The sequence below is a fragment of the Methylobacterium sp. E-046 genome (genome assembly GCF_022829625.1).
GTDB classification, from domain to species: Bacteria; Pseudomonadota; Alphaproteobacteria; order Rhizobiales; family Beijerinckiaceae; genus Methylobacterium; species Methylobacterium longum.
This window is the reverse complement of the sequence record NZ_JAKSYP010000074.1, coordinates 1-13,792: the sequence shown is the minus strand read 5'-3', so window position 1 is coordinate 13,792 and position 13,792 is coordinate 1. Positions and strand designations below refer to the sequence as shown.

The window sequence follows — 13,792 nt, the reverse complement described above, 5'->3', positions numbered from 1 at the left end:
GGCCCCGGGCTTGCGAAATCAACCCGCCCGTCACGCTTCGCGCGGCGGCGGCGCCGCGACGAGGGCTTCGAGCCCTTCGGCCTTGAGGGCGGCGACGTCACCGGCGAAGACCTCCATCACGGCCCCGCGGATCGCCGCCTGCCGGTCGGGCTGCGTCACCCGCGTGCCGGTGAGGTCGGTGACGTAGAAGACGTCGACCGCCCGCTCGCCGAAGGTCGCCACATGCGCCGAGGTGATGTTCAGCGACAGCCGGCCGAAGGCGGAGGTCAGCTCGTAGAGCAGGCCGGGCCGGTCGAGGCCCGTGACCTCCACGACGGTTTCCCGGCTCGACAGGGCGTTGTCGATGATCACGTCCGGGGGCACCGGGAAGGTCTTCGCCCGCGCGCTGGTGGAAGGGTGCTTGTCGGCGACGAGATCGGCGATGCGGATCTCGCCCTTCAGGGCGCGCTCGATCGCCGCCGTCACGCGCTTGGTCCGGCGCTGCTCGTCCTCGTCGCGCTCGAAGGCGCGGGAGATGAAGATCGTGTCGAGGGCAAACCCGTCCGTGGTCGTGAAGATCTGCGCGTCGACGATGTTGCTGCCCGCCGCCGCGCAGGCTCCGGTGATGATGGCGAGCAGGCGCGGGTGGTCCGGCGAGTAGATCGTGATCTCGGTGACGCCGCGCACCGGGTCCAGCGCCACGTCGGTGGCGCTGGTGCGGCCGTCGCGGACCGCATTGCGCAGGAACTGCGCGTTCTTGAGCTGCCGCGTCGTGTCGACCTTCAGCCAGTAGGCCTGGCCATGGCGCGCCGCGTAGGCGTCGAACTCCTCCGACGCCCAGCCGGGCAGCTGCTCGCGCAGGCTCATCTGGACGAGGCGAACCCGGTCGGTGCGGGCGATCTCGGAATGACCGCCGGACAGATAGACCTCGGTCTCGTCGTAGAGGGTGCGGACCAGAGTGCCCTTCCAGGCCGTCCAGACCCCGGGACCCACCGCCGTGATGTCGGCGACCGTGAGGATGGTCAGGAGCTTCAACCGTTCCAGGCTCTGCACGCTCGCGGCGAAGCGCTCGATCGTCTTCGCGTCGGAGAGATCGCGGCTCTGCGCGGTCATCGACATCAGCAGGTGATGCTCGACGAGCCAGCACACGGTCTCGGTCTCGGCCTGGTTCAGGCCGAAGCGAGGGCACAGCTTCTCGGCGATGGCGGCGCCGGCGATCGAGTGGTCTTCCGGCCGGCCCTTGGCGATGTCGTGCAGGAGGATCGCGACGTAGAGCGCCGTGCGGTTGTGGATCGTGTGCACGAGGCGCGAGACCAGCGGATAAGTCTCCTGGCTGCGGCCGGATTCGATGTCGGCCAGGACGCCGATCGTGCGCAGCAGGTGCTCGTCCACCGTGAAGTGGTGGTACATGTTGAACTGCATCATCGCGACGATGCGGCCGAAATCCGGAATAAAGCGGCCGAGCACCCCCGCCTCGTTCATCTCGCGCAACGCCTCCTCGGGGGCGTTCCGGGAGGTGAGGATGTCGAGGAACAGGCGGTTGGCCTCCGAATCCCCGCGCAGCGACGGGTTGACGAGGCGCAGGGACCGGCTCGCCAGCCGCTTGGCGTCGGGATGGATCGCGAGGTTGTGCCGGTCCGCGAGCCAGAACAGGCGGATCAGGTTGACCGGATCGCGCTCGAAGGCGTCCTCCGCCCGCAGGTTCACCCGGCCGTGATCGATCCAGAAATCCTCCGCCTCCATGGCGGTGGCGCGGAAGCGGTCGCGGAACCGCCCGATCCAGCGATCGAGCACCGGGGTGCGTTTGGCGTGCCGCGCCTCCAGCTCCGCGCACACGATGGCGGTCAGGTCGCCGACATCCTTGGCGATGCGGAAATAAGCCTTCATGAACCGCTCGACGCCCGAGAGCCCGCCCCGGGATTCGTAGCCGAAGCGCTCGGCGATCCGCGGCTGCAGGCCGAAGGACAGGCGTTCCTCCGCGCGCTTCGTCGCGAAGTGCATGTGGCAGCGGACCCGCCACAGGAATTCCTCGCAGCGCTCGAACAGCGCGTACTCCTCCGGCGTGAACAGCCCGGCGCTGACGAGTTCGATCTGGTCGCGCACCCGATAGGTGTACTTGGCGATCCAGAACAGCGTGTTCAGATCCCGCAGGCCGCCCTTGCCGTCCTTGACGTTGGGCTCGACGAGGTAGCGCGAGGTTCCGGCCTTGGAGACGCGCAGGTCGCGCTCGCGCAGCTTCGCGTCCACGAACTCGGAGGCCGAACCGACCACCAGTTCGGCGTCGAAGCGCGTCACCAGTTCCTCGTAGAGGACCCGCGTGCCGAACAGGTACCGCGCCTCCAGCAGGGACGTGCGGATCGTCATGTCGGCGCGCGCCTCGCGCATGCACTCCTCGACGGAGCGCGTGGCATGGCCGACCTTCAGCTTGAGGTCCCAGAGGACGTAGAGCATGCCCTCCACGACGCTCTCCGACCACGCGGTCTGCTTGTAGGGGAGCAGGAACAGCAGATCGATGTCCGAGCCCGGCGCCATGGTGCCCCGGCCGTAGCCGCCGGTGGCGACCACGGCGAGCTGCTCGCCGGTGGTGGGGTTGTCGTTGGGATAGAGCCGCCAGACCACGGCGTCGTGGATGGCCCGCACGACGGCATCCGTGAGGGCCGAGAGGGCCTGGGCGCAGCGCAGACCGTTGCGGTCTTCCAGGAGCTGGGCCTCGGCGGCGCGGTGGCCCTCCTCGATGACCCGGCGCAGCTGCGGCACCAGCGCGGCCCGGAGCTTGGTGGGCTCGCGGGCCTCGCGGTCGAGATTCTCCAGGACCGTGGCGAGGGCGGCGACGGGATCGTACATGGCTCCCGTTAGCATGATATGCCTACGCCGCCAGCCATGCGGTCCCCCGCTCCGAGTCGCGGGCGTCGGAACCGATCACTATTCCGCTGCCGGTAGGTCGAGGGCCAGTAACCGCGCCGTCCGGTTGCGCTTGGCGGACCGGGGCTCGGCCTCGCTGGTCTGCCGCCGCGCATCGGCGATCGCCGCGTGGACCCCGTCCACCGCCAGGATCAGGGCGCTCACCGTGCGGGCGTCGATGCTGCGCTCGCGGGCGTAGCAGACCACGTCGGCCACGAGCCCATCCGTCTCGAGCGCGAGGGCATCGAGCTCGGCGCTGCTCGTCGCGGTGCGCACCTCGCGCAGGATGTCGAGCAGGCGGTCGAGGACGAAGTCGACGCGCTCCCGCCGCTTGCGGGCGAGCCTCTGCCCGATCCAGGCGAAGCCGGAGCCGATCGTGCCGCCGAAGAAGGCGAACAGGTAAATGTAATCCTCGTAGCGATCGAGGAAGGTCTGCTGCTCGCGCTCGAAGTAGTCCACCGCTCCGGGGTGGTTCGGCAGGCGCGCGGAGGTCGCCGCTACCGTCGTGTCGAAATCGGGGGCCTTCATCAGCTTCGCGACCGGTGCCGCCGAGGCGAGCCGCGAGCGCCACTCGAACAGGTGCTGCGTCGCCGAGGCCACCGCGACCCGGCTCACCGTGCCCCGCGCCATCAGGCGGTAGGACGCTCCCACCGTCTTGACCTCCTCGTCGGGGCGCTTCGGGCGCCCGCCGAAGGTGCCGGCCGGGATGGTCACCGCCTGCAGTTCGGGGAAGCGCTGCAGGATCGCGTCGCCGTCCGGAACCGACACGAAGCCGATCTTCCGCTCCGGAGAACCCAGTTCGACGGCATGCACCATCGCGGCCGCGGTCTTCGAGGCGGGGCTGCCGATCACCGCGACCGCGTCGACGCGCTTCTCGGTGAGCGCCGCCGTCACGTCGCCGATCTTCAGAGGCACCACGGCGACATGGCCGGCCGCGGCCTCGCCTTCGGCGTTTTGACGGTCTCCCGGTGCCTCCGCATCCGAATGGTCCGGCACGAGGTCGTAGAAGGACAGCAGGTTCGTGAGGAACGGCAGGTCGGCGCCGTGGCGTACGACGATGCCGAGGCGCTTGCGCGCCAGCGCGGGGATGTCGTCGATATCGGCCGCTTCGGGCGCCGCGATGATCAGGGCCTCGTCGTGGAGGATCGCCAGGGTCAGGCCGTTCTCGGGCAGGAGCACGTCCGGCCGGACGACGGCGAGGTCGGCTTTGTTCCGCTGCAGCGCCAGGGCGCTGTCGCGCACGTCGCCGTAGCGGACGACCTTGAGGCGCACGTCCTCCCGTGCCCGGTCCAGGGCGTTGGCGTAGGCTTCGATCAGCGCGGCCTCGGGCCCGTCCTGGGGACCCACCGCCACCGTGAGGGTGTTCGGACGCGACAGGTAGACGATCCCGGCCGCGGCGGCGGCCAGCCCCAGGGCCACCAGGACCAGGAGCCACTCGCGGCGCATCAGGGATGCCGCCGCGGCATGCAGGCGCCTCCGCCCCCGGTCCTGCGGGCGATCGGACGAAGAACGGTGGTTCGGGCCATGGCCGAGCCTGTCGCGTTGCGCGCGTTCCATACCCAAGTCATGAAACGCAAACCTGTCGAGATCGTGAAGAACCGGTGAAACCTCCAAACGTTGCAGGATCTGCGCCAGAGCGCCGCGACCGGGAGGTCAAACCATCCGGCCCGGTGAGCCCGGCTTGGCTCGAACGGGCCGCGCTTCACTATCTGGAGCGGTACAGCGCCTCCACGGAGATGCTGCGCCGGACCCTCGCGCGGCGCGTGCAGAAGCGGGCCCGCGCGCGGGGGGAGGAGCCCGAAGCGTTCGCGGATCTCGTCACCGCGACCGTGGCGCGCGCGGTGTCGGCCGGCCTCGTCGACGACGCGCGCTTCGCCGATACCCGCCTCGCCACCCTGCGCCGCCGCGGCACGTCGAGCCGCGGCGTCTCGGCCAAGCTCGCCGCCAAGGGCGTCCCCCGCGACGTGGTCGAGGCCGCGATGCTGGCGGAACGCGAGGCCCTCCCGGACGGGGAGGCGGAGGCGATCGAGGTGCAGGCCGCACGGGCCTACGCCAAGCGGCGACGCCTCGGGCCGCATCGCCGGCCGGAACAGCGGGACGCCTATCGCGACCGGGACCTCGCGGCGCTGGCGCGGGCGGGATTCTCCTACGCCCTCGCGCGGCGGATCGTCGACGCGGAGCCGGACGGGGAGCCCGACCCGCCGGCATGACGGGTGCGGCATCGCGGCCCGGGGTGAATGACGGGGTGGCCTTGCACCTTCGCGTCTGTCGTTCATTGTCTGTTCGATGGACGAGACCCTGGCCAAGAAGCTGCGCATCCTCGCGGATGCCGCCAAGTACGATGCATCCTGCGCCTCCTCGGCGGCGCCCAAGCGGGCGGCCGGCAAGGACGGGCTCGGTTCGACCACCGGGGCCGGGATCTGCCATGCCTACACGCCGGACGGGCGCTGCGTGTCGCTGCTCAAGATCCTGCTGACCAACTGGTGCCTGTTCGACTGCGCCTACTGCGTCAACCGGCGCTCGTCGAACGTGCGGCGGGCGAAGTTCACCGTCGAGGAGGTCGTGAACCTCACCCTGAACTTCTATCGGCGGAACTACATCGAGGGCCTGTTCCTCTCCTCGGGCATCATCAAGTCGCCGGACCACACGATGGAGCTGCTCACCCGGGTGGCGAAGTCGCTCCGGCGCGACCACGGCTTCGCCGGCTACATCCACCTCAAGTCGATCCCCGAGGCGAGCCCCTGGCTGATCGAGGAGGCCGGCCTCTACGCCGACCGGCTGTCGATCAACGTCGAGCTGCCCACCGAGGCGAGCCTGGAACGCCTCGCCCCCGAGAAGGATGGTGCCGCGATCCAGGGCGCGATGGCGCAGATCGGCGAGCGCATCGTGCAGGCGAAGGCCGAGAAGCGCCGCTTCTCGCCCGCTGGCCACTCGACGCAGGTGATCGTCGGGGCGGATGCCACCACCGATGAGGCGCTGATCCGCAAGAGCGCGCTGCTCTACGGCAGCGTCGGCCTGAAGCGCGTCTACTACTCGGCCTTCAGCCCGATCCCGGACGGCTCGGCGATCCTGCCGCCGAAGCCGCCGCCGCTCCAGCGCGAGCACCGGCTGTACCAGGCCGACTGGCTGCTGCGGTACTACGAGTTCACCCCCGACGAGGTCGCCGACGCCTCCGAGGACGGCATGCTCGCCCTCGACATCGACCCGAAGCTCGCCTGGGCCCTGAAGCACCGGGACAAGTTCCCGGTGGACGTGAACAAGGCTGATCGGGAATGGCTGCTGCGGGTGCCGGGGCTCGGCGCCCGGGCGGTGGACAAGATCGTCCAGGCACGCCGCCACGCGACCCTGCGCCTCGACGACGTCGCGCGGCTCACCTCGGGGCTGAAGCGGGCGCGGCCGTTCCTCGTCGCCGCCGATCACCGACCGGTCGGGCTCACCGATCGGCTCGACCTGCGCACGCGGCTGGCCGAGCCGGCCAAGCAGCTGAGCTTGTTCTGATGGGGATCGGGACCTCGCCCCTCCCTCGTCCCTCCGGGGGGCACGGTACCCTGCGCGGCAGCGGGGGAGGGGATCCGCATCGGCCGCGCGCCATCCTCCTGCGCCCGGGAGCCGACCTCGACGGGTTCCGCACCGCCGTCCGGAGCCTCGTCGCCCAGGACGTGCCGCCGGAGTCGGTGACTTGGTCGGTGACGGATTCGCCCGGCCTCTTCGGCGCCGACGCGGAGCAGGCTCCCGGCACGCCGCTCGTCCTGCCGAAGCCCGTCGCCGCGCTCATCCCGCAGGTCATCCCGCATCGTGATCCGGAGCGCTACGGCCTGCTCTACGCCCTGGTCTGGCGGGTCTGCCAGGGCGAGCGGCACCTGATGGAGGTCGGCAGCGATCCGCTGGTGCACCGCCTGCACCGGATGGCAAAGGCGATCGGGCGCGACCTTCACAAGATGCACGCCTTCCTGCGCTTCCGCCGCGCGGAGGACCGCGGAGGCGAGCGCTACGTCGCGTGGTTCGAGCCCGATCACCACATCCTGGAGGCCGCGGCGCCGTTCTTCGTCGCCCGCTTCCGCGGGATGCGCTGGTCGATCCTGACCCCGGAGGGGTCGGCCCACTGGGACACCGAGACCCTCGCCTTCGGCCCGCCCGGCGACCGCGCCCAGCTTCCGGAGGGCGACGGCTTCGAGGCCGGCTGGCAGACCTATTACGAGAGCACGTTCAACCCGGCCCGGACCAACCTGAAGGCCATGCGGGCCGAGATGCCCAAGAAGTACTGGCGCAACATGCCCGAGACCGCCGCCATCCCCGCCCTGGTGCGGGCCGCCGCGGGGCGCACCGAAGCGATGATCGAGAGGGAGCCGACCATGCCCACACGCCGCGAACCCGCCCGGGCCGTCGCCGCGATGGCCGACCAGGATCCCAAGACCCTCGACGAGTTGAACGCCATCATCCGGCGCACCGAGCCGCTGGTGCCGGGCGCGACCCAGGCCGTGCTCGGAGAAGGGCCGGTCGGCGCCACGGTCGCCTTCGTGGGCGAGCAGCCCGGCGACCAGGAGGACCGGCAGGGCCGCCCCTTCGTGGGGCCGGCGGGGCAACTCCTGTCCCGCGCCATGGCGGAAGCGGGGATCGACCGTGGCGCGAGCTACCTGACCAATGCGGTCAAGCACTTCAAGTTCGAGGAGCGCGGCAAGCGCCGCATCCACCAGAAGCCGACGGCCGGCGAGGTCAGCCACTATCGCTGGTGGCTCGATCGGGAGTTGGAGTTCGTGGGGCCCAAGCTCGTCGTCGCCCTCGGCGCGACCGCCGTCCTGGCGTTGACCGGCAAGGCGATCCCGATCACCCGGGCGCGCGGGCCGTTCCGCTTCGATCGGCACGACAACCGCTTTCAAGGCTTCATCACCGTGCACCCGTCCTACCTCCTGCGCCTCCCGGACGAGGCGAAGGCGGACGCCTACGCGGCCTTCGTGGAGGACCTGCGTCGGGTGGAAGACCTGAGGCGCGAACTCGCCGCATGATCCCGCGCGGCCGCGGCCCGTCCCCGGTACGCTGCGGCTGCCGATTCCCCGCGCGGCCGGATCCCCGGATGGGCACGTCGCCATCGACATCCGCCGTACAGTCGGGGCGGAACTCCGCCGCCGGGGCGTCCACCATGCGACCCCCTCCGGCTCGGTCGCGCGGGGCGACGGCGGGACGGAACGTGGGCCCGACCCGAGGATCGCGAATGATCGGGCGCGTGTGCGCGATCTCCTCACATGCGCCGGCCCGTGCCGTTGCATCGGCGATCTGTTCCCGAGGCCGGCCGACGTGGCCGACCGGGGCCGCAGGGCGCCGCGTTGCGGGGCTGACCGTCGACGTGTTCGCCGAAGACCTCCGAACCGGTGGCGCGGTGATCCGCTGACGGGCGATCTTCGCGGCGGCGGGCCGGAATCTGACGGACGACAGGTTGGGCTGGCATCCGGCACTCGCGCGGCATGGCGGGGCATCGCGCGGCGCGACATCGCCGCCGCCGGGAACATCTATCGCTACGGCTATCGCGCGGTCATGCTGGACAACGTCTGGCGGACCGTTCACGAGCGCTTGGCCGACCTCGTCGCGGCCTGCCGCGCCGAGCTGGACCGCGAGCCCGCTCCTTGACCGCCCGAGACGCCTGCGCCCATGAAGCCTGAGACCGCGTCGAGCCCCGAGACCAAGCCCGTCGGCCCCGGCGATCAGGTGATCCTGGTCGACGGCTCCTCCTTCATCTTCCGGGCCTATTTCCAGTCGATCAACCAGGATCAGAAGTATAATTCGCGGCCCTCCGACGGGCTGCCTACCGGCGCGGTGCGGCTGTTCTGCACCAAGATCGCGCAGTTCCTGCAGGAGGGCGCGGCCGGTACGATGCCGACCCATCTCGGCATCGTCTTCGACAAGTCCGAGGGCTCGTTCCGCAAGGAGATGTTCCCGGATTACAAGGGTCATCGCCCCGACGCGCCCGACGACCTGAAGCGGCAGATGCCGCTGATGCGCGACGCGGTGCGCGCCTTCGGCCTGCACGCGGTGGAGCTGGAGCGCTACGAGGCCGACGACCTGATCGCCACCTACACCCGCCAGGCCGAGGCGCGGGGCGCGGGCGTCATCATCGTCTCCTCCGACAAGGACCTGATGCAGCTCGTCGGGCCGCAGGTGCGGTTCTACGATTTCGAATCCGGCGCCAAGGGCAAGGCCGGCTACCGGCCCGAGCGCAACCTCGACGTCGAGGCGATCATCGCCAAATGGGAGGGCCTCCAACCGAACCAGATCGGCGACGCCCTGGCGCTGATCGGCGACACCTCCGACAACGTGCCGGGGGTGCCCGGCATCGGCCTGAAGACCGCGGCGGCCCTGATCAAGGAGTTCGGCAGCCTGGAGGCGCTGCTGGATCGGGCGGGCGAGATCAAGCAGCCCAAGCGCCGCGAGACCCTGTTGGCCAACGTCGATCAGGCCAAGCTCTCGCGAAAACTGGTCGCGCTGATGGAGGATGTGCCGGTCCCGGTGGACCTCGACGATCTCGGCGTGCCCAAGCCCGATCCGGAGAAGCTCGTCGGCTTCCTGAAGGCGATGGAGTTCAACACGCTCACGCGCCGCATCGCCCAGATGCTGCACGTCGATCCCGAGGCGGTGAAGCCCGATCCGCGGCTCCTGCCGGGGGCCAGGCCGCACGGCTACGGCAACGGCGCGGGCGGCAGCGACGCGGTGCCGTTCTTCGGCGATTCCGTGCCGCCCGATCCCGAGACCGCGGCGGCCGGGCCTGAGCGCCCGCCGGGCGCCGCCCCGCCCGAGGGCGGCGAGATCGACCCCTTCGCCGATCTCGACCTGCCCGACGCGCCGGCCAAGCCCCGGGCACCCGTCGAAGCGACGCCCGGCAACGTGGTGGCCGCCCGGGCCGCGGAGTCGGTCGCGCCGTTCGACACCGCCGCCTACGAGACCGTCGCGTCGCTGGAGCAGCTCGATGCGTGGATCGCCGAGGCTGAGGAGGCCGGGGTGATCGCGGTCGATACCGAGACCGACGCCCTGGACGCCCACAAGGCCGGCCTCGTCGGCGTCTCGCTGGCGGTGGCGACCGGCCGGGCCTGCTACATCCCGCTGGCCCACGTGCAGGCCGCCAAGGTCCAGGCCGACGCCACCGACCTGTTCGGCGAGGGCGCCGCGGCCTCCGACGTGGCCGAGCCGGTGCCGGGACAGATCCCGCTGAAGGACGCCATCGCCCGGCTGAAGCCGCTGCTGGAGAATCCCGGCGTCCTGAAGGTCGGCCAGAACCTGAAATACGATTGGGTGGTGCTCGCCCGCTACGGCATCGAGATCGCGCCCTTCGACGACACGATGCTGATCTCCTACGTGCTCGACGCCGGCAAGGGTGGCCACGGCATGGACGAGCTGGCGCGCCGCCACCTCGGCCACCAGCCGATCACCTTCTCGGACGTGGCCGGCACCGGCCGCAACAAGGTGACCTTCGACCGCGTCGCCATCGACAAGGCCACCGCCTACGCGGCTGAGGACGCGGACGTGACGCTGCGCCTGTGGCGGATGATGAAGCCGCGCCTCGTGGCCGAGCACCGGGTCGCCGTCTACGAGACCCTGGAGCGGCCGCTGCTGCCGGTGATCGCCCGGATGGAGCAGCGCGGCATCCGGGTCGACCGCGAGATGCTGAGCCGCCTCTCCGGTGACTTTTCCCAGATCCTCGTCCGCCTGGAGGAGGAGATCCAGGAGGATGCCGGCGAGAAGTTCTCGGTGGGCTCGCCCAAGCAGATCGGCGACATCCTGTTCGGCAAGATGGGCCTGCCGGGCGCGAAGAAGACGCCGTCCGGCCAGTGGGCGACACCGGCTACGCTTCTCGAGGAACTCGCCCAGGCCGGGCACGACCTCCCGAAAAAGATCCTGGAGTGGCGGCAGCTCTCGAAGCTGAAATCCACCTACACGGATTCGCTCCAGACCCATGCCGACCGGGAGACCGCGCGGGTCCACACCTCGTTCTCGCTGGCGGCGACCACGACGGGGCGGCTCTCCTCCTCCGAGCCGAACCTCCAGAACATCCCGATCCGCACCGAGGAGGGCCGGCGCATCCGCCGGGCCTTCGTGGCCGCGCCCGGCAACCGGCTGATCTCGGCGGACTACTCGCAGATCGAGCTGCGGCTCCTCGCCCACATGGCCGATATCCCGGAGCTCCGGAAGGCGTTCGAGGACGGCATCGACATCCACGCAGCGACCGCATCGGCGATGTTCGGCGTGCCGCTGAAAGAGATGACGCCCGACCTGCGGCGCCGGGCCAAGACCATCAATTTCGGCATCATCTACGGCATCTCGGCCTTCGGGCTGGCCGACCGGCTCGGCATCGGCCGCGAGGAGGCCTCGGCGTTCATCAAGCAGTATTTCGAGCAGTTCCCGGGGATCCGCGACTACATCGACACCACCAAGCGGAGCTGCCGGGACAAGGGCTACGTGACCACCCTGTTCGGCCGGGTCTGCCACTACCCGCAGATCCGCTCCAACAACCCGTCCGAGCGCGCCAGCGTCGAGCGGCAGGCGATCAACGCGCCGATCCAGGGCTCGGCCGCCGACATCATCCGCCGGGCGATGACGCGGATGGAGACAGTTTTGGCCGCGAAACGCATCAAGGCCCGCATGCTGCTGCAGGTCCACGACGAATTGGTGTTCGAGGCCGCCGAGGACGAGGTCGACGCCGCGATTCCGGTCATCCGCAGCGTGATGGAGGAGGCCCCGGCGCCGGCCCTGACGCTCAAGGTGCCGCTGGTCGTGGAGGCCAAGGCGGCGGGAAACTGGCAGGAAGCGCACTGACAGGCGCGGGCCGCAGTTCGTCCGACCCGGTCAGCCTCGGCGAGCGGAGCGATCCGGGAGGCGCTTCGTTCGCCGGATTCGCCGGTCTGCCGTCGCCCCGGGGTGCTGGGCCCGCTCGCAGCGCCGGCGGCGCTCGCCCGCCCGTGACCGGAAGCCCTGCGGCGCTTCGACACCGCCGGGCTCCCGGCAGGCTTGGAGTTGACGCCGAAGGCGGTCATACGCGTGCGGCTGATGACCCGCACCGCGCCTAGCCCGTGACCGATCCCCTCTCCTTCCTCGCTGGCGGCGGCGAGGCCGCGCGGATGATCCGGGCGCGCGACTGGTCCGGCCATCCCCTCGGCGCTCCGGAAAGCTGGCCGGCGGAGTTCCGCGCGGCCCTGTCCCTCGTGCTGAACTCGCCGGAATCGATGATCCTGGCCTGGGGGCCCGATCTCCATTTCTTCTTCAACGACACCTACTTCCCTCTGCTGGGGCCGCGCCTGTCCTGGGCCATGGGCGAGCGGTTCGACGTCGTCTGGGCCGATGCCTGGTCGCAGGCCAAGCCGATCATCGACGCCGCCTTGCAAGGTCGCCCGGAGCGCTTCGTCGATCTGCCCTGGCAGCTCGACACCGACCGGGGCGCGCAGGAGACGTGGTGGACCTTCTCGTACTCGCGGGTCCTCGATGCGGCCGGGCAGGTCGCGGGGCTGTTCATCCTCACCAACGAGACCACCGGCCGGGTGCTCGCCGACGCCGCCCTCACGGAAAGCCAGGTCGCCCTGGAGGCGGCCCTGGGGGACCTGCGCAACCTCAACGCCACCCTGGCGCAGCAGGTCGGGGAGCGCACCGCCGACCGCAACGCCGTCTGGACGCTGTCCTCCGACCTGATGCTGCGCTGCCTGTTCGACGGGACGATCACCGCGGTGAATCCCGCCTGGACCGAGGTGCTGGGCTGGCGCCCGGACGAACTCGTCGGGACGAAGCTGATCGACGTGGTCCACCCGGACGACCTGACCCGCACGTTCGAGGGCGCGCAGCAGCTGACCGCGGGCGCGAGCCTCGCCCGCTTCGACAACCGCTATCGCCACCGGGACGGCAGCTACCGCTGGATCAGCTGGGCGGCGCGGCCCGGCGACGGGATCATCAACGCGGTCGGCCGCGACTTCACCGTCGAGCGTGAGCGTGCCGATGCCCTGGCGGCCGCCGAGGAGGCCTTGCGGCAGTCGCAGAAGATGGAGGCGGTCGGCCAGCTCACCGGCGGCCTCGCGCACGACTTCAACAACCTGCTCGCCGGCATCTCCGGCTCGCTGGAGCTGATCCAGACCCGGCTGAGCCAGGGCCGCGTGGCCGATGTCGACCGTTACATCGCGGCCGCGCAGGGCGCCTCGAAGCGGGCTGCGGCCCTGACCCACCGGCTGCTCGCCTTCTCGCGGCGTCAGACCCTCGACCCGAAGCCCACGGACGTGAACCGGCTGGTCGCCGGCATGGAAGACCTGATCCGGCGCACCGTCGGGCCCGCGGTGCAGGTCGAGGTCGCGGGCGCCGCCGGTCTCTGGCCGGCGCTGGTCGATCCGCCGCAGCTCGAGAACGCGCTGCTCAACCTCTGCATCAACGCCCGGGACGCCATGCCGGAGGGCGGCCGGATCGCGATTCAGACCGCCAACGCCTGGCTCGACGCGCGCGCCGCGCGGCGCCACGACATGCCACCGGGCCAGTACCTCTCGCTCAGCGTGACCGACACCGGCACCGGCATGCCCCCCGAGGTCATTGAGAAGGTGTTCGAGCCCTTCTTCACCACCAAGCCGCTGGGCCAGGGCACCGGCCTCGGCCTCTCGATGATCTACGGCTTCGTCCAGCAATCCGGCGGGCAGGTGCGGATCCACTCGGAGGTCGGCCAGGGCACGACCGTCTGCCTCTACCTGCCGCGCCACCGCGGGGCGGTCGTGGCGGAGGATCCGCACGCCGCCCGGTTCGCGCCGCCGCGGGCGACCCCGGGCGAGACGGTCCTGATCGTGGACGACGAGCCGTCCGTGCGGATGCTGGTCACCGAGGTGCTGGAGGATCTCGGCTACACGGCGATCGAGGCCGCCGACAGCGTCGCCGGGCTGAAGGTGCTGCAATCGGACGTGCGCAT

8 protein-coding genes are annotated in these 13,792 nt (G+C 70.7%); 6 read left to right on the top strand and 2 right to left on the bottom strand.

The window, feature by feature from the left end:
- Positions 1-30: 30 nt before the first annotated feature.
- Together MKK82_RS05325 and MKK82_RS05320 are read right to left on the bottom strand one after the other, a co-directional pair.
- On the bottom strand, positions 31-2,823 hold the full coding sequence (locus MKK82_RS05325; RefSeq protein ID WP_238287944.1) for a [protein-PII] uridylyltransferase: 2,793 nt from the start codon (positions 2,821-2,823) through the stop codon (positions 31-33).
- Positions 2,824-2,901: 78 nt separating this feature from the next.
- Positions 2,902-4,326 (bottom strand): TAXI family TRAP transporter solute-binding subunit, encoded by a 1,425-nt coding sequence (locus MKK82_RS05320; RefSeq protein WP_238287721.1) that lies wholly within the window; start codon positions 4,324-4,326, stop codon positions 2,902-2,904.
- Positions 4,327-4,550: 224 nt separating this feature from the next.
- On the opposite strand from MKK82_RS05320, the gene MKK82_RS05315 reads away from it, so the two are divergent.
- From MKK82_RS05315 to MKK82_RS05290, 6 genes are all read left to right on the top strand, one after another.
- On the top strand, positions 4,551-5,090 hold the full coding sequence (locus MKK82_RS05315) for a regulatory protein RecX (protein WP_238287720.1): 540 nt from the start codon (positions 4,551-4,553) through the stop codon (positions 5,088-5,090).
- Between the two features lie 76 nt (positions 5,091-5,166).
- A complete protein-coding gene (locus MKK82_RS05310) occupies positions 5,167-6,378 on the top strand; it encodes a putative DNA modification/repair radical SAM protein (RefSeq protein WP_238287719.1) in 1,212 nt (403 codons plus the stop codon).
- Positions 6,378-7,883, top strand: a complete 1,506-nt coding sequence (locus MKK82_RS05305; RefSeq protein ID WP_238287718.1) for a UdgX family uracil-DNA binding protein — start codon at positions 6,378-6,380, stop codon at positions 7,881-7,883. Before MKK82_RS05310 ends, MKK82_RS05305 begins: the two co-directional genes overlap by 1 nt.
- 220 nt (positions 7,884-8,103) lie before the next feature.
- Positions 8,104-8,502, top strand: coding sequence for a hypothetical protein (locus MKK82_RS05300; RefSeq protein ID WP_238287716.1), 399 nt, complete (start codon positions 8,104-8,106; stop codon positions 8,500-8,502).
- A gap of 21 nt (positions 8,503-8,523) precedes the next feature.
- Positions 8,524-11,679 carry a DNA polymerase I gene (gene polA / locus MKK82_RS05295; RefSeq protein WP_238287715.1) on the top strand — a complete coding sequence of 1,052 codons (3,156 nt, stop codon included), beginning with the start codon at positions 8,524-8,526 and terminating at the stop codon, positions 11,677-11,679.
- A 254-nt stretch (positions 11,680-11,933) separates the two neighbouring features.
- Positions 11,934-13,792: hybrid sensor histidine kinase/response regulator (locus MKK82_RS05290; RefSeq protein WP_243984846.1), on the top strand; the 1,859-nt coding region annotated here is incomplete at its 3' end.

Bases quoted from the DNA above. Each gene is read 5' to 3' on its own strand.
- MKK82_RS05320 (WP_238287721.1), bottom strand. From the start codon at position 4,326: ATGCGCCGCGAGTGGCTCCTGGTCCTGGTGGCCCTGGGGCTGGCCGCC.
- polA (WP_238287715.1), top strand. From the start codon at position 8,524: ATGAAGCCTGAGACCGCGTCGAGCCCCGAGACCAAGCCCGTCGGCCCC.
- MKK82_RS05310 (WP_238287719.1), top strand. From the start codon at position 5,167: ATGGACGAGACCCTGGCCAAGAAGCTGCGCATCCTCGCGGATGCCGCC.
- MKK82_RS05325 (WP_238287944.1), bottom strand. From the start codon at position 2,823: ATGTACGATCCCGTCGCCGCCCTCGCCACGGTCCTGGAGAATCTCGAC.
- MKK82_RS05305 (WP_238287718.1), top strand. From the start codon at position 6,378: ATGGGGATCGGGACCTCGCCCCTCCCTCGTCCCTCCGGGGGGCACGGT.